Annotated in this window: 21 protein-coding genes; 10 read left to right on the forward strand and 11 right to left on the reverse strand. The window is 70.8% G+C overall.

The genetic code is table 11. The features are described from left to right. Positions 1–215: 215 nt before the first annotated feature. The gene (locus ACZ4VL_RS13325; protein WP_468199233.1) at positions 216–977 is read right to left on the reverse strand and encodes an SDR family oxidoreductase; all 762 of its coding nucleotides are present in this window, start codon (positions 975–977) and stop codon (positions 216–218) included. 664 nt (positions 978–1641) lie between these two features. On the opposite strand from ACZ4VL_RS13325, the gene ACZ4VL_RS13330 reads away from it, so the two are divergent. From ACZ4VL_RS13330 to ACZ4VL_RS13350, 5 genes are all read left to right on the forward strand, one after another. Continuing rightward, a complete protein-coding gene (locus tag ACZ4VL_RS13330) occupies positions 1642–2691 on the forward strand; it encodes a polyprenyl synthetase family protein (RefSeq protein WP_468199235.1) in 1050 nt (349 codons plus the stop codon). A gap of 161 nt (positions 2692–2852) precedes the next feature. Continuing rightward, on the forward strand, positions 2853–3941 hold the full coding sequence (locus ACZ4VL_RS13335; protein WP_468199237.1) for a terpene synthase family protein: 1089 nt from the start codon (positions 2853–2855) through the stop codon (positions 3939–3941). Positions 3942–4017: 76 nt separating this feature from the next. After that, entirely contained in the window at positions 4018–5403 is a 1386-nt protein-coding gene (locus ACZ4VL_RS13340) for an NAD(P)/FAD-dependent oxidoreductase (RefSeq protein ID WP_468199239.1), read from the forward strand. A gap of 551 nt (positions 5404–5954) precedes the next feature. Then, the gene (locus tag ACZ4VL_RS13345) at positions 5955–6680 is read left to right on the forward strand and encodes a dienelactone hydrolase family protein (RefSeq protein ID WP_468199241.1); all 726 of its coding nucleotides are present in this window, start codon (positions 5955–5957) and stop codon (positions 6678–6680) included. Between the two features lie 650 nt (positions 6681–7330). Then, positions 7331–8164 (forward strand): PIG-L family deacetylase, encoded by an 834-nt coding sequence (locus ACZ4VL_RS13350; RefSeq protein WP_468199243.1) that lies wholly within the window; start codon positions 7331–7333, stop codon positions 8162–8164. A gap of 319 nt (positions 8165–8483) precedes the next feature. On the opposite strand, the gene ACZ4VL_RS13355 is transcribed toward ACZ4VL_RS13350, so the two are convergent. The 3 genes from ACZ4VL_RS13355 to ACZ4VL_RS13365 all read right to left on the reverse strand — a co-directional run bounded on the left by ACZ4VL_RS13355 (position 8484) and on the right by ACZ4VL_RS13365 (position 11987). Then, a complete protein-coding gene (locus tag ACZ4VL_RS13355; protein WP_468199245.1) occupies positions 8484–9044 on the reverse strand; it encodes a DUF6245 family protein in 561 nt (186 codons plus the stop codon). A 76-nt stretch (positions 9045–9120) separates the two neighbouring features. After that, positions 9121–9639 (reverse strand): DUF6328 family protein, encoded by a 519-nt coding sequence (locus ACZ4VL_RS13360; protein ID WP_468199247.1) that lies wholly within the window; start codon positions 9637–9639, stop codon positions 9121–9123. Positions 9640–11069: 1430 nt separating this feature from the next. Next, complete coding sequence (locus ACZ4VL_RS13365) at positions 11070–11987, reverse strand: LysR family transcriptional regulator (protein ID WP_468199250.1); 918 nt, start codon at positions 11985–11987, stop codon at positions 11070–11072. Between the two features lie 135 nt (positions 11988–12122). Here ACZ4VL_RS13365 and ACZ4VL_RS13370 point away from each other — a divergent pair, with 135 nt between their 5' ends. After that, a complete protein-coding gene (locus ACZ4VL_RS13370) occupies positions 12123–12470 on the forward strand; it encodes a carboxymuconolactone decarboxylase family protein (RefSeq protein ID WP_468199252.1) in 348 nt (115 codons plus the stop codon). A 1058-nt stretch (positions 12471–13528) separates the two neighbouring features. Here the strand turns inward: ACZ4VL_RS13370 and ACZ4VL_RS13375 are convergent. Further along, positions 13529–13807 (reverse strand): hypothetical protein, encoded by a 279-nt coding sequence (locus tag ACZ4VL_RS13375; RefSeq protein WP_468199255.1) that lies wholly within the window; start codon positions 13805–13807, stop codon positions 13529–13531. Between the two features lie 395 nt (positions 13808–14202). Here ACZ4VL_RS13375 and ACZ4VL_RS13380 point away from each other — a divergent pair, with 395 nt between their 5' ends. From ACZ4VL_RS13380 to ACZ4VL_RS13395, 4 genes are all read left to right on the forward strand, one after another. Further along, positions 14203–14424, forward strand: coding sequence for a hypothetical protein (locus ACZ4VL_RS13380; RefSeq protein ID WP_468199257.1), 222 nt, complete (start codon positions 14203–14205; stop codon positions 14422–14424). A 604-nt stretch (positions 14425–15028) separates the two neighbouring features. Beyond that, positions 15029–16225 carry an amidohydrolase gene (locus tag ACZ4VL_RS13385; RefSeq protein ID WP_468199454.1) on the forward strand — a complete coding sequence of 399 codons (1197 nt, stop codon included), beginning with the start codon at positions 15029–15031 and terminating at the stop codon, positions 16223–16225. A 371-nt stretch (positions 16226–16596) separates the two neighbouring features. Then, positions 16597–16983, forward strand: coding sequence for an STAS domain-containing protein (locus ACZ4VL_RS13390; RefSeq protein WP_468199259.1), 387 nt, complete (start codon positions 16597–16599; stop codon positions 16981–16983). A gap of 80 nt (positions 16984–17063) precedes the next feature. Next, complete coding sequence (locus ACZ4VL_RS13395; protein WP_468199262.1) at positions 17064–17468, forward strand: ATP-binding protein; 405 nt, start codon at positions 17064–17066, stop codon at positions 17466–17468. Between the two features lie 782 nt (positions 17469–18250). Here ACZ4VL_RS13395 and ACZ4VL_RS13400 read toward each other — a convergent pair. From ACZ4VL_RS13400 to ACZ4VL_RS13425, 6 genes are all read right to left on the reverse strand, one after another. Further along, a complete protein-coding gene (locus ACZ4VL_RS13400) occupies positions 18251–18463 on the reverse strand; it encodes a hypothetical protein (protein ID WP_468199264.1) in 213 nt (70 codons plus the stop codon). Positions 18464–18574: 111 nt separating this feature from the next. Then, positions 18575–19174 (reverse strand): alkaline shock response membrane anchor protein AmaP, encoded by a 600-nt coding sequence (amaP, locus tag ACZ4VL_RS13405; protein WP_468199266.1) that lies wholly within the window; start codon positions 19172–19174, stop codon positions 18575–18577. 52 nt (positions 19175–19226) lie between these two features. Continuing rightward, complete coding sequence (locus ACZ4VL_RS13410; RefSeq protein ID WP_468199269.1) at positions 19227–19877, reverse strand: DUF6286 domain-containing protein; 651 nt, start codon at positions 19875–19877, stop codon at positions 19227–19229. A 34-nt stretch (positions 19878–19911) separates the two neighbouring features. Next, the gene (locus tag ACZ4VL_RS13415; protein WP_468199270.1) at positions 19912–20340 is read right to left on the reverse strand and encodes an Asp23/Gls24 family envelope stress response protein; all 429 of its coding nucleotides are present in this window, start codon (positions 20338–20340) and stop codon (positions 19912–19914) included. Continuing rightward, entirely contained in the window at positions 20337–20516 is a 180-nt protein-coding gene (locus tag ACZ4VL_RS13420; RefSeq protein ID WP_385805212.1) for a hypothetical protein, read from the reverse strand. Before ACZ4VL_RS13420 ends, ACZ4VL_RS13415 begins: the two co-directional genes overlap by 4 nt. Positions 20517–20551: 35 nt before the next feature. After that, a complete protein-coding gene (locus tag ACZ4VL_RS13425) occupies positions 20552–21034 on the reverse strand; it encodes an Asp23/Gls24 family envelope stress response protein (RefSeq protein WP_468199274.1) in 483 nt (160 codons plus the stop codon). Positions 21035–21152: the final 118 nt, after the last annotated feature.

A 21152-nucleotide genomic window follows, 5' to 3' on the forward strand; every position in this document is an offset into this window, starting at 1 on the left:
ACGCGCCTGGTGGGGGGGGGGGGGAGGAGGGGGGAGGGAGAGGTTGGTGTGTCTTTGCTGTTCGGTCCTTTGTCTGTTTTTTCCTTTCCTTCTCTTCCCCCCCCCCCCCCCCCCCCCCCCCCCCCCCCCCCACCACTGGTCGGGACGCTGTCCTACCGCTTGGTCACGCGATGAGCACGCCTCCGCAGGCGGCCCCGATGGGGTCGGGACAAGTGTCAGGCCTGGCGGGTGGGCAGGACGATCGACTGGCGCAGGTTGACGTGCTGGCGACGGCTGACGGTGTACGCGATGAGATCGGCGATGTCCTCGGCAGCGAGGGCCGGGATCGCGCTGAACATTCCGTCCAACTGGTCGCGCAGTTCCCGGTTGTCGATGTGCCCGCCGAGTTCGGTGTCGGTCAGGCCCGGCTCGATGGTGCTGACGCGGACGTCGCGCGGGCCCAGCTCGGTGCGCAGTGCGGCGGACAGCTGGGTGAGGGCGGCCTTGGTGGCCCCGTATACGGCGTAATCGGGGAAGAGGACGTGGGAGGCAATGGAGGAGACATTGACCAGGTCCGCGGTGCGGCCGGCGGCGGCGGCCTCGATGAGGTCGGGGGTGAACGCGCGGATGACGCGCAGGGCGCCAGTGAGGTTGGTGTCGATCATGCGGGTCCACTCGTCGAGCCGACCCGCAGCGAGGGGGTTGGGCAGCATCACGCCGGCGTTGTTGACGACCAGATCCACCTGCCCGTAGGCCTCGTGGACGGCCTCGGCGGCGGCGTCGACGGAGGCCTGGTCAGTGACGTCGGCGGTGACGGCGAGTGCCTGGCCTCCGGCGGCGGTGAGCTCGGCGGTCAGTGCGTCCAGCCGGTCGGTGCGCCGGGCGAGCAGGGCGACGCGTGCGCCACCTGCGGCGAGTAGGCGGGCGGTGGCCGCACCCATGCCGCTGGCCGCTCCGGTGACGACGGCGGTACGGGCGGCGAGGGCGGGGTAGCTCATGGGATGCTCCTGGGTCTTCTGCTGCGCGGGCCGGTTCCGATGGACCGGCCGGGTGCCCCGGTGGGCCAGTGCAGTGGGCGGATGCAGACCACTCTGTGCCCGGCCGGAACGGCCAACCAGAGCCTGCCGTTCCCTGGGAAAGCCAGTACCACCCTGGGCCGGGCTCCCCCGTCTCCGCGGGCGGCCGGCTCAGCGAGCCCCGACCGCCCTTCGCGAGCCGGTCCGTGTCCACTCCCCGAGCCGTCTCACCAGCCGCCGTCCACGTCAGTGCGCTCCGGCGCACCACTCGGCGCCCACGCCACGGCCCACCACCCGAGCGGAGTAGTGCGAGGCGGTGTCTCCGACACCATTCAGGAGCCCCCGTTGTCGGCTACGCCCTGGTCGCGTGTCACCGCCTGCGGGCCGCCGGCCGGGACGAGGGGCTCCGCCGGGCGTGGGGTGCCGGGGTCACGCGGGGAAAGCGTGTTGTGCGCCTACGCACTCAAAGTGGGTTGCAGGTGGTTCGCTGTTCGAGGGCTGGCTGAGATGCCCTTCTTGCCGCTGGCGCGTGAGGACGCGTCAGTGGCAGAACAGCGCAGAGCGGTGTTGCCGGTCGCCTCATGAGGCGACCGGAGCTGGGACGACGTGTGGCTCATCGGGTTTCCGGCAGTGGGAGGCGACGGGAATGACGGTGGTGTCCTCGGCGGGTACGGTGCGGGGCGCGGATCAGGTGATCCGGGATGCGGAGGTGTTGACGCACCCGGTGCTGCGGGCTGCGGTAGAAAGGCTGCCGGTGGCGATCCGGCATCCGGTAGGGGTGCATTTCGGCTGGTGGGACCCGGCGGGCACTCCGCTGGAGGGTGGGCGGGCGGGCAAGGCGGTGCGCCCCGCGCTGGTGCTTACGGCGTGTGAGGCGGTGGGCGGGGCACGAGAGGCGGGAGTCGCGGCGGCGGTGGCGGTGGAGCTGGTGCACAACGCCTCCCTGCTGCACGACGACATCATCGACGGAGACCGGCTGCGCAGGGGGCGGCCGGCGGTGTGGGCTGCGCTGGGGGTGCCGGCGGCGATCCTGGCCGGGGACGCGTTGTTCTTCCTCGCCGTCCAGACGGTCGCCGAGGCTCCCGGGCCGCTGGGCGCGGCGGGGCCGGGCATGCTGACGCGCGCGGTGCAGGAGCTGATCGACGGCGAGTACATGGACACGCTGCTGGAGGACCGCGAGGTGGCGTCGGTGCCGGTAGCGGAGGTCACGGCGATGGCGCAGGGCAAGACCGGCGCGCTGATCGCCGCCTCGTGTGCGCTGGGGGCGGTGGCCGGTGGCGCGGACGGGCAGCGGGTGGGGTGTCTGCGCGCGTTCGGGGTGCATGTGGGGGCTGCGTTCCAGCTGATTGACGATGTGCTGGGGATCTGGGGTGATCCGGTACGGACCGGCAAGCCGGCGGGGGCGGATCTGGCGGCGCGGAAGAAGTCCCTGCCGATCGCCGCGGCGCTCGCTTCCGGCTGTGCGGCGGGGCGGGAGCTGGGCCGGCTGTACGCCGGGGGCGGGCCGCTGGGCACGGCGGAAGTGGCGCGGGCGGCGGGCCTGGTCGAGGAGGCCGGTGGGCGCAGATGGGCAGTGCGCGCGGCAGAACGGCACACGAGGCAGGCACTGGAGGAGCTTGCGGCCGCGCGGCCGCAGCGGACCGCGGCTGCCGAGCTACGCGCCCTCGCCGATCTGGTGACCTGCCGTGATCACTGACCCGGCAGGACAGGCCCGTGGCGGACTGCACGGTGGGCTCCGCCGTCTTCCCGTCCACGGGTGTGGAGGGGGATGCGGTCGAGGACGGGCCGCAGCGCAAGGCCGAGGGCTGTCCAAGGCCGGGAGTACGTCCTGACCCCCACGATGTGACAGGAGAAACGATGTCTCTCTCCCCGTCGGCCGTCTCCGGAGGCGAAGATCGGGACGGGCCTCTGGCCTTCACCCTCCCGGTTCTGACCGTGCAACTGCCCGCACCGCGCCTGCACCCGGCTGCGAGGCAGGAGACGCGGCGCACCGCCGACTGGTGCCGGACCCACCTGCGCTGCATCCTGCCCGACGACGCCGCCCTGGAACTCTTCATCGCCGAGCACGCGGAGTACTTCGCGCTGTGGTGCTACCCGGACACCCCGCTCGAACGCCTCGGCCTGATCACCGACCTCATGCAGTTCTTCGGAGCCGTCGACAACGTGCTGGACGACGTCCGCGCCACCGATCGCACCGGATCCGCCACCCGGGCCCTCTTGGAACCCGTACTCGACGCCCTCAAGTCCGGCCCTACCGGTGACGCCACCGGCACGGCTCCCGAAGTCCTGCGGGAGCTGCTGGACCTGATGACCCGGTTGCACCAGCACCTGAGCCCGCGCCAGGGCGAACGGCTCCTGCATGCCCTGTCCGAATACGCCGACGGGTGCATGCGGGAAGACGGCCTGCGCGCCGCGGGCACCGTGCCGGACTTCGACACCTACCAGCAGGTGCACGTGGGCACCAGCTTCCGCGGCCTGGTCATGGTCCTGATCGAGTACGCGCTGGGCATCGACGTCAGCTCCGCGCTGGCCACCTGCCCCGCGCTCCGAGCCACCGTGAACGTCGCGATCCGCCACGTCCTCCTGGTCAACGACCTGTTCTCCTATCGCCGCGAACACTTCCACGGCGACGCGTCGATCAATCCGATCACGGTCTTCCTCCAACAGCCGGGTGAGAACCTCCAGGGAGCCGTTGACCGGCTGAGCTCACTGATCCTGGCCGCCGAACGCGATCTGTACGCCGCTCGTGCCGCCACACTGGCCTCCCCCGCAGCAGCCACCGAACCCGCGGTCATCGCCTTCCTCGAGGGGCTGGAGATGTTCTGCTCCGGCTACCTGCGCTCGGTCTACCTGGCCGGCCGCTACAACGGCGTCGGTCACACCTGGAACGGTCTCACCTCCGGCACAGTGGTCCTCCACCCCGACCGCACCGAATACCTGCCCTGAACAGCCGGCCGGCACGAAGGCGGCTGCTTCCGGCAGGCAACGAAACCGGTCCGGCCGCAAACCTCCCATCGATCCGTTGGAGGTCGTCTCGATGCGTCGCGCCGAGGTCCCTGCTGTCCGTGACCACGCCGTCGTACTGGGCGCGGGTGTTGCGGGGCTGTGCACCGCCGCCGTACTCACCCGTCATTTCGCCCGAGTGACACTGGTGGAACGCGACCAGATCAAGGGGGCGGGCGCAGACGGTAGGGGCAGGAGGGGAGTCCCGCAGAGTCCGCACATCCATACCGTCCTGACACGCGCGGCACAGGAGATGGAACAGCTGTTTCCCGGACTGATCGACCAGTGTCTGGCCGGCGGTGCCGTGAGCGCCGAGCTCGGCAGTCAGAGCCGCATCACCTACCACGGTCACACGTTGCCCCAGCGGTTCGCGGGAGTTGACGGGATCATGGCATCACGGCCGTTCCTGGAAGCCAGGCTCCGCGAGCGCACTCTGCAGCTGAGGTCCCTCTCCCTTCGCGACGGCGTAGAGGTCACGGGGTTGGTCACCGAGGGCGCCCGGGGAGAGGCGGCTGTACGGGGAGTAGGCCTGTGTCCACGGGGTGCAGAAACTGGTGGTGAGGTCCTGGAAGCGGACCTCGTGGTCGATGCAATGGGCCGCGGTGCGCGAAGCGGAGCCTGGCTGGAGGAGATGGGCTATCAAAGGGCCCCGGAGGAGCGCACCCGGATCAACGTCACCTACGCCAGTCGGCATTTCGCGCTCCCGTCCGACGCGCTCGGCGCCGACCGGGCCATCATGATCGGCGCTACCTCGTCACAGCCACGCGGGATGGTCTTCGCAGTGCAGGAGAACGGCAGTTGGGTAGTGTCCCTGCACAGTTACGGCAACCACCGGACTCCTGTGGACGACGAGGAGTTCCTGGATTTCGCCGCCACGATCGCCCCTCCCGATGTCGTGAGCGAGCTACGGCGTGCCGAACCGCTGGATCCGATCGCGGTGTACCGCTTCCCTTGTGGGGTCCGACGCCGCTACGACCGGTTGAAGCGCTTCCCTGATGGGCTGCTGGCCGTCGGGGATGCTCTCTGTTCGGTCAACCCCGTTTACGGCGCCGGGATTTCCTTGGCCGCCCGCGAAGCCGTCTTGCTCGGAGAATGCCTTGCCGAGGAAGACGCCAAGCCATTGGCTCGTCGCTACTTCTCCTCTGCACACGACGCGACCTATCCGGCTTGGTGGCTGTCCAAGATCGGCGACTACAGCCTCGTACAGGATGGATTCAGCGCTCGGCTTCTCGGCTCCTCCTTCCGCCGTCTCATGGCCGCTGCCGCAAGCGACCCGAGAACCGCATCCGCGGTACTCAGATCACTCTCCTTCGTTGATTCTCCCCTCAAGCTCGTCCACCCCCGCATCCTCCGCCAGATGCTCCACCCGCCGACATCACGGCAACCGGAGACGACGGCGAAGTGACCCGAACCACGGGCTCCGCGCCGTCGACCCGTACAGGACAGCGAGAAGCAGCGGCACGCCGTCTTCGACGGCACCGCAGGTCCGCGCCGGTCGACATCGAGGGCCACGACTCCACCGACACCCCGCCCTGCTGCCCGCTGCCCTACGCCGACTGCCTCCCAGGGTGCGGAGCGGGAGTTCCTACTGCTGGTCCACCAGGAACTCTGCCGGATATCCCCGACGGAGCCCGCAGTTGCCGCCGAGTGCTGCACGGGGGACGGTGCCATGCCCGGCGGCCGCCGGATCAGGTCTTTGTGAGGGCGTGCGCCCCGTAGCGACCGATGGCGCATCTGATGGCTGCTCGTCCGGCGCGGGGTATGCCCACGGTGGAAGAACCGGCAGGTCCACCTCCAGCGCCGCGGCCCGGGCAGGTGACCCGAAACCGCTGCCGCGGGAACGGGGTTCGTGGCGGATCGTGAGCCATCGCCGCATTGCAGAGGAACACCCGCGCTGTTCTGCCAGCGGCAGAACAGCGGCCCGACCGGACTCGACGATCACTACAGTCCAGTCGCATGACGACGATCACAACGCGCACGGTCGAGTACCCGGCCGACGGTCTGACGATGATCGGGCACCTCGCACTCCCGGCCGGAGTCGCTCGCCGGCCCGCGGTGCTGCTCGGGCCGGAGGGCATGGGGCTCAGCGACGTCGAGCGCCGCCGGGCCGATGCTCTCGCCGAGCTGGGATACGTGGCGCTGGCCTTCGACCTTCACGGCGGGCGCTATTTGGGTGACCCCGAGGAGATGCTGGCCCGTTGCATGCCGCTGCTCGCCAACCCCGACCGGATGCGGGGCATCGGTCATGCGGCGCTCGACGTGTTGCGCGCCGAGCCGCGGACCGACCCCGACCGGATCGCCGCTGTCGGCTACGGCACCGGGGGTGCCGTCGGGCTGGAACTCGGGCGCGACGGCGTCAACCTGCGCGCGATCGGGACAGTCAACGCGTTGACCACGGGCCGACCAGGCGAGGCGGCGCACATTCGCTGCCCGATGTGGGCCGGGGTCGGGTCGGAGGACCCGATCATGCCGCCCGCTCAACGGGAGGCGTTCACCGCCGAGATGCAGGCCGCGGGCGTCGACTGGCGCCTCGTGGTCTACGGCGGCGCCTTGCACGCCTTCCACCACCCGCCGGTCGACCACCCCGTGGTCCCCGGCGTCGGCTACCACCCCCGGCACGCGCAGCGAGCCTGGCACGACATCGTCAACCTGCTCGCCGAGTGCCTGCCCGTAACGGAGTGATCTGGTCGACAACCGCGATGCCAGGGAGCCGAGGACCGCGATCAGGTCGTCGGTGCTGTCGTCCACGCCGCGGCCCCGGTGTCATGGGCCTCGGCGAGCGCGCTCGTGTTCGCGGGCCGCCTGATATCGAACCGGAACTGGTGCGTCCGCCCCCTGCCGGCGGTAACCACCAGCGAGGCCGCCGGATGCCCGCGGGCACCTCAGCATTCCGCCGGCTGGCGTACCGGGGTGCGGCAGCAGGGGGGAGCGCGAGCAGGGCGGTGGCGGTGAAGGCGTCGGTGGACTGGACCGGCTGGGAGGCGCCGACGTGGTCCATGAAGCCGCCGCCGCGGCCGTCCGAGGCGGCGAAGGGGTTCCCCTGGTGGGGCGGGTAGGTGTGCACGGGTGCTCGCGCCCTCGGGATGCGTCTCCGTCCGCCCTGCCCCTGCCCGGCCCGCTGAGGCCCCGTCGCGGTCCCGGCGGACCACGAGCAAGCCGAGCGGGTCCGATGTGGCGCTCACCATGGAGGTCGCGCTCGTACCTCGTTCAGGTTGAAACGCCGATGCCTGGAACGCCAAGCGGCCGCCGCGGGAACAAGCGGTCCGGCCGGCGAGGTTGCATCGACCGAGGCGCACTCGGACGCATACGTATTTCAGCAGGAGGACTGTTCTATGACCGACCGGCCATTGACGCTCATGGCAGTACACGCCCACCCCGACGACGAGGCCACCGGAACCGGAGGAGTCCTCGCACGGTACGCAGCGGAAGGTGTCCGCACGGTACTCGTCACGTGTACCGACGGCAGTTGCGGCGACGGACCGGGGGGTGTGAAGCCTGGCGATCCCGGGCACGACCCGGCGGCGGTCGCCTTGATGCGGCGTCAAGAACTGCAGAAGAGCTGTGACGTCCTGAAGGTCAGTGACCTGGAGATGCTGGACTATGCCGACTCCGGGATGATGGGCTGGCCGAGCAACAACGCCCCCGGGTCCTTCTGGCAGACCCCCGTACAGGAAGGAGCGGCCCGACTCGCGGAACTCATGCGGCACCACCGACCTGATGTGGTCGTCACCTACGACGAGAACGGCTTCTACGGCCACCCCGACCACATCCAGGCCCACCGCATCACGATGGCGGCGCTGGAGATGACCGGCCTGGCACCGAAGGTGTACTGGACCACGGTGCCCCGCTCGACGATGCACCGGTTCGGCGAGATCATGCGCGAGTTCCATGAGGACATGCCGGAGCCGGACCCTGCCGAGGCCGCCGCGATGGCCGAGATCGGCCTCCCCGACCATGAGATCACCACGTGGGTGGACACCACCGCGTTCAGCGGTCAGAAGTTCGACGCGTTGGCCGCGCACGCCAGTCAAGGCGAAAACATCTTCTTCCTCAGGATGGGCAAGGAGAGGTTCGGCGAGTTGATGGGCATGGAGACCTTCGTACGCGTCCTGGACTCCACGGGCGCGGCCATACCCGAGAACGACCTCTTCGCCGGACTGCGCTGATCGGCTCCTCCGACCGGAATGCGCATCGACCGCACGGCGTGGTCGATCGGATCACGCATCCGGAGGTTAGCCCAGGCGGACTCCGCTCCGGCAGCCCGCCTCCAGGCCCTCGCCGACGGCCTGGAGGCGTACCCTCCACAGCGCACTACAGGTAGTCGGGAGTACGGGCCCCCTACCTTCATGCGGCTTGAACGAACCTGGACGAGGGCGGCGAAGTCGGCGATGGCGGCACGGGGACCGCGTCGGTGGAAACGGTGAGACTGGTGGATGTGTCGGGGAAGTCGCCCTGGCGTCCCGGTGACGTCGGGATTGACGGAGGCTACTGGCCGGCCGATGTGATGGAGTCCAGCATGATGTCGGCGTTGTCGAGGGCGGCCACCAGTAGTTCCCGGGCCGCCTTCATCGGCCTGAGCTGGGCGAGGACGGTTGCGGCGTCGCCGACCGCGTTCGCCTCGTCGCTCACGGCGATCACACCCAGCATGACGTGCAGTGCCTCGGCAGCGTGCGCGGCCGCGACCACGAACGCCCCGGCGTCCGGATCCTTGGCGATCAAGTAGAGCGGGATGCCCGCCCGTCGGACCTGCCAACCCAGGAACGCCATCTGCCGCGCCGCGTCGTCCCAGGCGTCGGCGGCTTTCAGCTGCTCGAACCATGCGGTGAACAGGTCCTCGCCATCCACCTCGGCCTCGTCGGCGAGCTTCGCCTGTTCCTGCACCACGCCCAGCAGGGTGTTGAGCAGCCGTAGCCTGTGGAAGTCGGCATTGCCGAGCGCGATGCTCTCGGCTCTGTCGACCGGCGTCTTGTTGCCGTCGTGTACGCCCAACGCGGCCAGGGCCGCGCCGATCTGTTCCACCGTCACAGGTATGCCGTCGCTCGTCATACCGGCACGCTACCCGTGCCCGGCCGGGCGTGGGGGCCTCTGTGATGGCAAATCGGCAGTGGTTCTCGATCCTGTGTCAGGTCGGCAGTTCAGATGAAGATGCCGCCGCGTCCTCGAAGCTCTTCCGCCCACAGGACGGTCCGGGTGCCCTGGGGCTTGGCCGTCCCCGACGAGACGCCGAGCCGGAAGCCGCCGGGCACCGGCTGGCCCCCAAAAGGCACCGGCCCGGAGCCCGGCGAGGCCGATCTGCGGGCAGGACCGGCAGGACCAGGGCGGCGGCGACCAGGCGGGAGGCCCAGGCGACCGTCTCCGACTTCAGCTTCAGCCCGGTGACCATCCGGTGGAGCGCGACCGGGCCCGTCAACGCCGCCATCGCACCCGCCCCGCACAACAGGCACAGGAGGTAGAGGGTGCGGTCGGTGTGGTCCAGTCGGACGTAGGCGGGGGTGAAGGCTACTGCGAGGAAGAAAGCGAAGAGCAGCTGCACGGCGGTCAGGAGCACCCGGACTTCGTGCATCAACGCCAGCCAGAGGCGGTCGGCCCGCTCGTCGCAGGTCTCGCGCCGCTGGCCGACGTTCGCGGCGCGGGCGATCATGGGGCGCCGCCTCGTACGGAGAAGCCGATCCAGCACAGGACAACTGCTCGGGTACCTGATGGCCATGAGCGGTCACCTCCTGAAATGATCGCAGATCCCTCCGGGACGCGCCCGGCTACCCGGTCGCCTCCTGCATAGTCCGCGGGCCGGTGCGGCAACGACCATCCGGTGCTGCACGAGTCGGCAACCGAGCCTGCGCGCCCTTGTCAGTCGTACCGCGACCAAGACGTCCTTCGCGACGGGCATCATCCGGTTGGCAGCGGCATCGGGCCCTCCCGTCCTGTATGGACGTCGGACGACGATGCGGACCCGCAGCCCCCGTCTTGTTCGACGGGGCGGTCGAGCGACCGCGTGTCACCGGCTCGCATACGTCTCGGCGCGGGGCGAAGGCGTCGTTCGCTACGCGGACGTCGGGGTCTGCTCCTGGTTGTCGGCGGAACCGCGGGCGGCGGGGTGCGTCGCTGGTCTGGTCGGCCCCGCATGGCGGGGCTGCGAGAGTCGTATGCCCGGCCCCGGCAGTCCCACATCTGGCACCGGCGGCGACGCGCTCCTCCCCCACGCGCGGACACCGAGACGGCGTCCGGCGTCGCGCCCTGGCGGCCTTCGCCCTTCCGGGCCCGGCGGCGGCCCCGACGAGGGGCTCCGCATGGAGTGCCGGTACCGGGGAGTGTGTGCCGGGTGCACAGGACCTCCGCTGGGCGGCGACAGCGCGCGGTGAAAACACCGCCGCCGCGACGGCGAGGAGGATGCCCGGCCAGGGCGCCGTGACTGTCCTGCCGCAATGGGCCGGCTGGCATCGCATCCGTCTCTCCCCGGCCGACGCAGGCCGACCAGATGACGTACGCACTTCTCGGCTGCTGGCCGACCGGACGCGCCGCCACCGTGCGGCGACGGCGCGAGGCCTCCTCGACCACGGGCGCGCAACCGGGCGGCCCGGGGCCGTGTGCCGTGTGCCGTGTGCCGTTGGCGTCGACGCCCGGTTCGCCCGTCCTTCGTTGTCCCATGACCACCACGGCGCCAATACGGCCCCGCGCCCATCCGTAGAACGCCGTACGGGGCTTCGCACGTCACCCGGGCCGTGCTGACCATGCACTGGCGGCAACAGACGCTGGTTCACCGGCGCTATCCGTCCGAAGCCATCCAGGACCTGCTGTCCCCGGGCTGCTCGTCGACCGGTTCGACGAGGCCGCGTGGGTCCGCCTCACCCCTTCGTCATGCGGCCGGTCGAAGCGCTGCGAGCGCCCCTGCCGCCCCCGCCTTCACAGAGACGAACCTGCGGGCCTACGCCCGTCTGCCCGACGCCCGCCGCGGTCTGTGGTTTCTTCTGGCTCGACGTCACCAGCCCCCTGATGCTCCCGGCCCGCGCGATCGGCATCCGCTACCACATGGCCGCATTGTCGGTGGAGTCCAGCGAAGATCCGCGCTTCGGCTCAGGCCTCGGCCCCGGCGTCGCCACTCGCGCCGACGGGTGACCGCGCGGACGCCGCGTCCGCGTAAGCGTCGGCCAGAGCGTCCGCCACCGCGTCAGCGAGCGGATCGGCGGGACCCGCGCGGCGGGCCAACACGACACGGCTCGGCGGGTGGCCGTCGACCGGGACGAAGACGATGCCAGGGCGGACGTGCCGCCGAGCAGCCCCCGCCGGCATCAGGCCTGCCGCCCCGTCCCAGAGAACCGCGTGCAGGCACTCCTCCGCGGACGTCACCACCGGGCCGGGGGCGTCCTCGCCGGCCGCGAGCCAGTACGCACGCCAGCGCGGGTCCGTCCCGGCCGGCAACCGGAAACGCGGGCGTCCCGCGAGCTCCGTGACGTGCAGCCGCGGTCGGGCGGCCAGCGGATCGTCCGCGCGCAGCGCCGCCACCACGGGCTCCACTCCGAGCAGACGTGTGGCCAGTCCGGCGGTGTCGAAGGGGAGCCGGGTCAGCGCGAGGTCGGCCTGCCGCTCACGTAGTCCGCCCGTGGGGTCGGTAACGGGCGCCTCCCGTAGCCGGACCCGCAACGCGGGGTGGGTGGTCCGCAGTACGGCCAGTGCCGCGTGGCCGGCGTCCAGACCCGCCCCGGCGACCGTGCCCAGGACTACCTCTCGTACGGATTCCGCGGCGCGCACCCGCTCCCGGGCGCGTTCGGCCCGCTCCAGGAGGTCGCGCGCCTCGGCGAGCAGGACTTCCCCGGCCGGGGTCAAGCGGGCTCCGGTCGGAATCCGGTCGAACAGGCGGCAACCGAGGTCCGTCTCCAGTTCCCGGATCCTGCGGCTGAGGGGCGGCTGGGCGAGGTGGAGCCGCGCGGCCGCCCGGCCGAAGTGGCCCTCCTCCGCCACCGCGACGAAACAACGCAACGTCCGCAAGTCCATGACCGGCCACGATACCGAGAACCGCACCGCCCCTACGAAAACGGTCTTGGACGCAGCAGGGGGATTCACGGTGAGCTGGATCCGTTCCCGGGACCACAACTCCCGCACCTTCCACACCTTCCGCAAGGAGTCCCCATGTACGCGCACCCCGACGACCTGCACCGTGCCCGATCCGTCGGCGGCGCCGCCGCGCCCGAGTTCGCCGCCTGGCTCGCCTTCCAAAACGCGGTCGACCGCGAGGACGGTGCGGTTCCGCGCCGCTACCGCGAACTGATCTCGGTGGCGGTGGCCCTCGTCACGCAGTGCTCGTACTGCCTCGACGTGCACACCGCCGCGGCCCGCAGGCACGGCGTCACCGCCGAGGAACTCGCCGAGACCGCGTTCGTCACCGCCTCAGTGCGCGCTGGCGGCACCCTCGCCCACGCCCTGCTCGCCGATCGCCTCTACGAACACCACGGCAAGACCACCCACTCACACGAGTGAGGACGCACTCGGCCGGGAACACCCGCGGGGTCCTCCCCCACGCGGGTCCGGCCGAACCGTACGGGTGCGAGCGTGCCCGTACGCCGCGATGGAGCTGCGCAACAGGTTCGGGGAACCTCGCGGTGATCGGCCCACTGCCCGCCGGGCTGTCGCTGGTCGCCGCACCCCGGGTATTCCAGGGCTTCATGCAGGCGGAGGCGTACTCGGTGCGGGCGCTCACCCGCCGGTGTTCGGCGTCGGCCTCCTCCTGGCCGCGCAGGAGTGGCCGTCCGGCTCCTCTGCGGTGCGGGACGATCAGCCTCGTGCCCAGGTAGGCACCGTCCCGTCCGCGTTCATCATCCTCCGAGTCGCTTTGATCGAGCGGCCGATGAGATCACCAAGCGGGTGTCCGCCTCGACGATGGCCCGAACGTTCGCCGACGAAGCCCGGACCCGCCGGGCGCGGACCGGGACCAGCGCTCCGTCACTATCGACGGCTCAAGCGCCAGAAGCGGTCCAAGGCACTGTATGAGCCGGCAGAAGGGAGCCGGGCAGATCCCGAAGAGCGGGGCGGGCGGCGGCGGCCGCATCGTGGGGTGGGTGCGGTCGGGCACGGCAACCTGCAGGACCCGGTCCGCCGGCGGCAGACATCACGGACACCCAATGCCAGGCTCCACACGACTCGATCCGCTGAGGCGCGGCTCGAGCCTTGATGGTGTTGCTCGAAGTCCCCGAGGATCGGGCGCTGCCGCGGAAGAGGTCCAGCGCGCCGCGAGGGGAGATGAGGTTCCGGCTCGGATCCCGGCTGGTGCAGGAGGCTGAACCCAGGTAGTCGAGTTGGAGCACGGCGACGGTCCGGGTGTTGTGCCCGATGAGGAGGATGGCTCTGACTTCGGGAGTGAGGATTTGTCGGATCACTTTATCGTCCACGCCGTACGAGTGCGTCGCGTCGAGGGGCCGCTCGCATGCAAGGGCGAGGGATCGCGTGAGGTTCTTGCTTGCGTGCGAAGGAAGGGCGTCGTAGACGGCCTCTGCGGCTGGGTCCAGTTTCAGCGCGTACACACACGCATACTCTCAGCCTCAGGCGGCGCCTCGTGCGGATCCGCTCTGATCGAGGATCCGGTGAGTGGCGTCGGCCCACTCGCCGGGGAACCGCTCGCCACGGTCGTCGAAGGCGGCGAGGGCACGGCCGCGCTCGACGGCAAGGATGGTGTTCTTCGCGATCCGCTCCCACTTCGCGAACACGGTGAGGAGTTCGTGGGCAGGCGCTTTGTTGATCTCGGAGAGGAATCGCTGGGCCAGGTCGGGGCTGCCGAGTGCCTCGCAGATCCGTTCGATGGTCCACGGGGTCTCGCTCATGACCGGCCTCCACGGTGGAATCACGACTGGTGATCCCACCGTAGCGGAGCCGGCCGTTAGCGGGTTAACGATTCGGGCTGCTGCGCGGGCCCTTTCCGCATGCTGTGCGGTGATTTCCGACAGGTGTGCCTGGCATTCCCGCCAGCCATGCCGCGGTCCTACGGCCGTGGGCAGCAGGACTTTGCCCAGGTCCGTGGTCAGGGGGCACAAGTCGGTTGTCTTCCCAGACGAGGAGGGTGCGGGCCGCAGTAGCGATGGCCTTGGTACCGCGTGACGCCTATGGTGCCGCTTCCCGCCCTCTCCCCACTGGCGCCGAGGCTTCCGCAGGGACGGATAAGATCAACCGTATGACTCATACGGGGGACGCAACACGCGGATTGGCCACGCGGGGCCAAGTGGTGGCACTGGTCCTGCTGTCGGCCGCCATAGCCGTGCTGGCGAAGTGGCACGAGGGCCCCGTCTTCTGGTGTGGCGGCCTTCTGGGGATCGCGGGCGTCGGCGGCTACTTCGTCCAGTTCGACGCCCCGCGCGGGGTGGCCCAATGGCTCCTTGCCGCCTTCGGCTTTTGCATGATGTTCATGTTTGGTCTGCAGTTGCTGATCGGCGTCTTTTCCTGACTCCCACGGCACGGCGATGGGGACGACGAGTAAGCACCCGCAGCCGCGCCGAGGACCGGTCCCCCCACTGCTCCTGACCGGAGCGAGCGCCGACAACACCCCGGTGGAAGCCCTCGCCTGCGGTACCCGGGTGGTCACGCTGCCATAAGGCGCCAGGGCGCGGATCTGCCCGCCGCTCGCTGATGCAAGCCCTTGGGCAACTCGGTCCGTTCCCTCGGCTACGCCTGCACGATCGTCGGACCGGAGGGCGCCCCTACGCGGTGAGGTCACGCACAGCCGCTACGAGCCACCGCCCGCAGCTCTCACGCTGCACGCCCCTACCTCCGGGCCAGGTCCGCACTCGCCGCTCCGTCGGGCACGTGCGATGGCCGCCGCGTCGTGCACGTAGGCCGGCCCGGCACGGATCCGTGCGTGCGTATCCGTCCGGCGCAGCAACGACTTCCTTCTTCACCCAGCAGGAGACCACGCATCGGGGGCCGCTGACGTGGAACACGTACAAGAGGCGCCCCACACCGTAGGGAGGCATACCGTGCCCCACCACCTCGACCCTCCCGTCCCCGGCCACCCCGGTCGTCCGGACCCGGTGTCCTCCGCCGCCCATCCCGTGGAGGACGGTCTGGGCGCGGTGTACGACCTGATCCGCCAGGAGGTCGCGGCCCGCGCGGATCGCCTGTGGGACACCGCCCTCACCCTGCACCGTGACCCCGAGTCGGCGTACGAGGAACACCGGGCGGCCGAGCTGCTCGCGTCGGAGCTGGCGCAGGAGGGCTTCCGGGTCGACCGCGGGACGGCCGGACTGCCCACCGCCTTCACGGCTGCCGCCGGCAGCGGCCGGGGGCCCCGGGTGGCGCTGCTCATGGAGTACGACGCGCTGCCGGGGCTCGGGCACGCCTGCGGGCACAACCTGATCGCCGCGGCCGGCCTGGGGGCCGCCCTCTCCCTGCGGGCCGCTCTCGGCGACCCGGAGGGCTCCCTGCTGGCCCTCGGCACACCCGCGGAGGAGCGGGGCGGCGGCAAGGTGACACTGGTGGAAGCCGGGGCGTTCGACGGCGTGGACGCGGCCTTGATGATGCATCCCGGCGTCTACAGCTGGTCGTGGGCGCCGCTCACGGCCAGTTCGCAGGTGCGCGTGGGGTTCCACGGACGCGCCGCCCACCCGACGGCCAACCCCACCGAAGGCATCGACGCGCTGGGCGCGCTGATCCAGCTGTTCAACACGCTGGGGGTGCTGCACCGTCGGCTTGCGCCCGGGTCCCACATCCAGGGCATCATCAGCGACGGCGGTCGGGCCACCAACATCATGCCCGAGTACGCCGAGGGGTTGTTCGGGATCCGCGGCGCGACCACGGCCGCGCTGGAAGCTCTCGAAGGCGAGCTGTGGCGGTGCGCCGAAGGGACGGCGGCAGCCACAGGGACCGAAGTCACCGCGGAGCGGGTGGGCGGGCGCTACGAGCACTTCCGCGACAACCCCGTGCTCTCCCGCCGGTTCGCCGGGCACCTGGCGCGGGCCGGGATCCAGCTGACCGAACCGGAGCCCGGCGTGTACCTGGGGTCGTCCGACATGGGAAACGTGAGCACGGGCGTACCGGCCATCCACCCGTTCATCGCCATCATGGATGCGACCGACGGCTCCGACCACACCCGTCTCTTCGCCGCCGCAGCGGCGTCATTCCGCGGTCGCCGCGTCGTGCTCGCGGCGGCGGAAGCACTCGCCTGCACAGCGGCGGATGTGCTGCTGCGCCCTGAGGTGGGCCCGCGGGCGTGGGCGGCGCTGCGGGAGAAGGCCGCGGCCGGCCTGTGATGCGCGGGGCCTGGCCTGTGGGGCCCAGGGACGTCCACGACCCCTGGTAGCAGCGCGTCGACCATCGCAGGGAACGGATAGGTCTGCGAAGACGGTGTTTTGATCATGGTTTGGTCCAGCGCACCTGCCGCAGGGCCCCGGGGATGGCAGGCGGAGACGAGCGTCAGGAGTCGTCGGTCGCCGTGGGCGGTCCCAGTACAGGGACCTTCGGCCAGCGCCGCCGATGCGGCGGGGCCCCGTTCGTCGGGCGTACGGTGGAGGCACCCCTGGTCGAAGACCGCCCCCGGCGGCTGGGCCGGGCAGGACGCCGACCGCCCCGCAATGGCGCTGTGCGCGCGGCGGGCGCGGAAGGTGGCATGGAGGAGGCGGGCATGGACAGGGACCCGGCGGACTTGCCGATGCCGGCGCCAGGGCTGAAGACCGACATCGTGCGTGTCGGTGATGCCGTCGTGTGCGTCATGGCCGGTGATGTGCACACTGGCACCAAGGCCCTCGGCGATGAGGCGCTGCGCGAGGCGCTCGCCCTCCGTCCGGCCCTGCTCGCGGTGGATCTCGACGCGGTGGAGCTGTTCACCGCGGAAGGCCTCAACGTCCTCCTCACGCTGCGCGATGCCGCAGGCGCCTACGGTATGCCGCTGGTTCTGGTCTCCCCCAGCAGATCCGTCCGCCGCGTCCTGGACATGACAGGCGCTGCCGAACTCTTCACCATCCACTCCACCATCGCGGAAGCCGTGGCTCGGGCCGGACTCCAGCCGTAATCCACGGGCCGTGGCCGGTGTGGCCCTGGTAGCGGCGGGCAGGCGGGAAGCAATACTCCTTCGGCCGCCAGGGACTGGCCATGGGTCTTCCGCCGTCTGCCATACGCCACCGAGAAATCGCCTTCGAGAACGAGTGTGCGGACACGAAAACCTGCAACACGGGCATCGCCTGGGTACGCCGGACGCTCACCGACTGGGACCTGCTCGGCCAGGGCCAAGACGCCGTACTGGTCGCCGCGGAACTGCTCTCCAACGCAGCCAAGCACGGTGGCGGCATCCTGAGCCTCACCCTTGACTGGCACGGGCACCTGCTGCGGGTCGCCGTCACCGACCCCAGCCCCGACCCGCCCCGCCTCCGCGAACACCGCCCCGATGCCACCGGTGGCCACGGCGTGTTCCTCGTCGACGTCCTCGCCCAGCAGTGGGGAAGCGAATCCCACGGCCCGGGCAAGACCGTTTGGGCAGACGTCCGCCTACCGTGCTGACGCCCGCCAGGAGCCTCCGGACTCCTGCAGCGGTGTCAGCTGCCGCGGTGTCAGCGCGCCCGCAAGGTCACCACCGTTCAGCTGTGGTGCCCGTCCCCGGTCCGTAAGGGCCGAAACCGTCGCTCCGCGGGCCGTCGTGGGAGTCGGCGGAGGGGCCGAACGCGGCCATGGTCAGGGCGCGGGGAACGCAGAACGCAGGGTGGAGGACGGTTGTGCCGCCGGGAGGGCAGTGCACGACCCGGGCGGCAAGGCCTTCCCGCCGTACGGCGGCGAGAAGGGCGGACAGCGGCGACTTCATCACGGGTTACTCGTCATAGTGCACCGGCACCAGCCGGGAGGGACGCAGCAGCCGGGGCAGTTCGACCCGCTGCTCGGCGTCCATCGTGACGAGCAGACCGCCGGCAGCGTGGTCCCTCCCAGGTGAAGGACCGCAAGGTCGATGCCGGGGCACGGCGGGGGATCGCAGAGGTAACGCCGGTGCGGGAAGGAAACCGCTCGGTCAGCGCGGTGACCGGGTCAGAGCGACGCTGTGCCCGTGGCCCGCGCCGAGAGGGCACCCAGTCGTGCCGCCCTACTGAAGGAAGCCATTCCGGAGGCCGGGTTGATCTCGGGGTGGACGGACAGGCTCCTGCGCGGCTGCCCGTTTCCTTCCGTTGCGGCGCCCGGACCACGTACCTCCTCGGCAGTCTCCTGCCCCATGTCGCGCAGTCCCTCGGCGGTTTCCCGGCCCCTGCTCCGTAGCTCGTCTCCTGCGGTCTGCGCCGCCTCCTGGGCAGTCGTCTTCAGCGCTTCGACGGCGTCGGCCGCGGGCTCGCGCGTCTCTCCTTGACGTCCTGCACCGCCTCAACGACCGTCTGCCTGACCGGCTGCAGGAGGTCCTCGGTGCGCTCGCGCACCAGTCGGCCGAGGTCTTCCTCGGCTTCCGTCGTCGGAATCAAGGCCGCTGCCAGCAGACCGGCCCCGAAGGCGCAGGCCCGCACCGAGAGGGCTGCCACTGGTCTGCCGTCCGACTTCGGCCGGGGGCTTCCTGCACGGCGGACGCGCGTCGGGCCTAGGGCCCTTCTGGGCCTCACCCGATTTCCCGCACCCGGCAGACGGCGGCGTTGCTATTGGGCGCGGTGGGGTTTGTGCGGGGTCATCCGCAGCCGTATCCGGGCAGGAAGTGGCCGCCCCGTCGACTGGCGGGCACGTTTCAGCGGCCCGTCACACAGCGCCTGCAGGACGGAGCCGGGCTCGGCGTCGGGCTTCAGGGTGATGTCGATGTGCGCTTCGGGATGGTGGGAGGAGCCGTCCATCCGCGCACGAGCTCGCCGGACACCCGGCAGCTGCCCGGCGTCGGCGGTCATGGCGTCGCTGAGGGCGTCCTCGCGCAGTTCCACGCCGTCCTGCTCCGGGACTCCCACCGACAGGTTGCCGGGGTGAGTGCGGCGGAACTGCGCCAGGAGCCACCAGAGAGCGAGCAGGGTGAGAACGGCCAGTCCGGCGACGACCGTGGGCCACCACCAGCCTTCGTCCGTCCAGCGGGTGCGGTCGGCGTCGTCGAGGAGCACGTCCTGGGGGGTGGTGAGGGGCCAGCCGTCGGGCGGAGTCAGGGGCCAGCGCCGGTACAGGTCGACGCCGCCCGCCAGGACCAGGAGGCCCGTGCCGAGCAGGACGACGCCTGCCAGGAGGAGCAGGACTCGGTTGGTGACGGATTTCGTCTTCATCGCATCTCCCCTTCTCCCCATGTCTCCCCTATGCCCCGCCGCCCGGGTGTGATCATCGGTGGTGCGGACGTACCCGGACTTCCAGTGACGGAAGGCGGGCGAGGGCGAGCCGGTCCAGTTCCTCCCGCAGTGAGTTGCGGAGGTCGACCCTGACGTCCCCGGGAGGGCGGAATCGCACCTCCGCGCGTGCCGTGACGCGCCTCCGGGAGAAGCGGACCCTGATGGCACTGACTCCGGGGACACGCATAGCGGCGTCACGCATCCGCAGTTCCGCGGCCTCGCGGTCCAGGACGGCGTGCATCTGCGCGGCTGGAGTCCGGACGGGCAGAAGGCTGCGCAGACCCGGGCTCAGGGCCAGGACGATCAGCCAGAGCCCCAGGGCGGTGATGACGGCCCCACCAGCCTGCACCAGGGGGTCCTCCAGCGGACGGGAGGCCAGTTCGTCGGCCAGGTGCCTGCGCCATGCTGCGGCGGGCCGGCCGGCTCGAACCCTGAGGACGTCGAACAGGAAGGTGCCCGCCACGGCCGCGACGACCAGGGCCGTGAGCGCGGCGGGTGTCCGGCGGTCGGACCACGGGCGCCGCGGGGCTGGCCGGGGGCCGGGCGAAGGCTGTTCGGTCAGCAGCCCCACCGTGCGTGAGGTGACCTCATCCGTTGCCGGGAGCTGGTCCTTCTCGGCTGCGGAACGGTGGTCGCGTTCCATGCCTGCTCTCCTGTTCGGCGGGGACGGCCGCGGCTCACTGCACGCGCCCGTGTTGCGAGCCACCGGCGAGAGCCAGCTGCTCGATGGCAAGGGTGACTTCGGTGACGCGCATCCCGGTCAGATGGGCCACACGCTCGCTGACGTAGTGCTGGACGTGGCGGGAGGCTCCGGCGAGGTCCGTCGGGTAGGGAAGGCCCAGCGTCAGACCCAGCCGCGCTGCGCCGCTGCCCACGGTGACCGAAGCGCGAGGAGCAGCCAGCCCTGCCAGAGCCGTGGAGGTGTTGGTGGTGTGGGAGGTGTCGGTGAGTGCGCCCAGCGCCTCCTGTGCGGCACGAACCGCGATGCGGGCGATGACCTTCTCGGGGATCACCGTGGCCCCGCGTTCGGCCGCCGGCAGGACCGGCCGGCTGGAGCGGGCTGCTGCCGGGTGCGGAGCAGCTGCAGATCCCGAGGGCGAGGTCACTGCCGGTTCCGGGAACGCGTGAAGTCGGACAGCTCCAGGTCGCCCTGCAGCACGCGGCCGATGATCAGGCCTACCAGGCCCAGGAACGCCACGAGCAGGAACGCCCAGAAGCCGCCGAAGAATGCGGCGAAGCCCAGGGCCATGCCGGCGAGCAGGCCCGTGGTTGCTGCGCTCATTTCACTCACCTGAATTCACGGTTGGGTGTTCGGGGTCATTGCACGCGTCCCTCGCCGTCCTCGTTGTCGTCCTCCTCGTCGGGAAGGTGGACGTCATCGACGGCGATGTTGACTTCGACGACCTCGAGGCCGGTCATGCCTTCCACGGCCGAGATGACGCCGGTGCGGACGTCGGCTGCGATGTCCACGATGGAAAGCCCGTACTCCACGACCACGTCCAGGTCGATGGCGGCCTGGCGTTCGCCCACCTCGACCTTGACTCCGCGGGCCACGCTGGGACGGCCGCCGGAGACCTTGTCGGTGACCGCGCCGAGCGTGCGGGCAACGCCGGAGCCGAGGCTGTGGATGCCCGGCACTTCACGGGTGGCCATACCGGCGATCTTTTCGACCACGCCGTCCGCAATGGTCGTACGGCCCCGCGTGCCGGGCGTCGTCCCGGGGCCGGCCTGGCCCGTGAGGGCCTTGCCCACCGGGCTTGACTCGCTCCCGCCCGAGCCGGGGCTGATGGTGTCCGACATGAGGACCTCCCTGGGCGTCCGTCCGGGCGCCGGTGCGGCGCCCTCATCTGTTTGGACACCCGGGACGGACATTCCTCACGCGGCGCACCGCACGGCCTACCATCGAGGAGTACGTACG

The sequence above is a fragment of the Streptomyces sp. NPDC029014 genome, assembly GCF_055564695.1.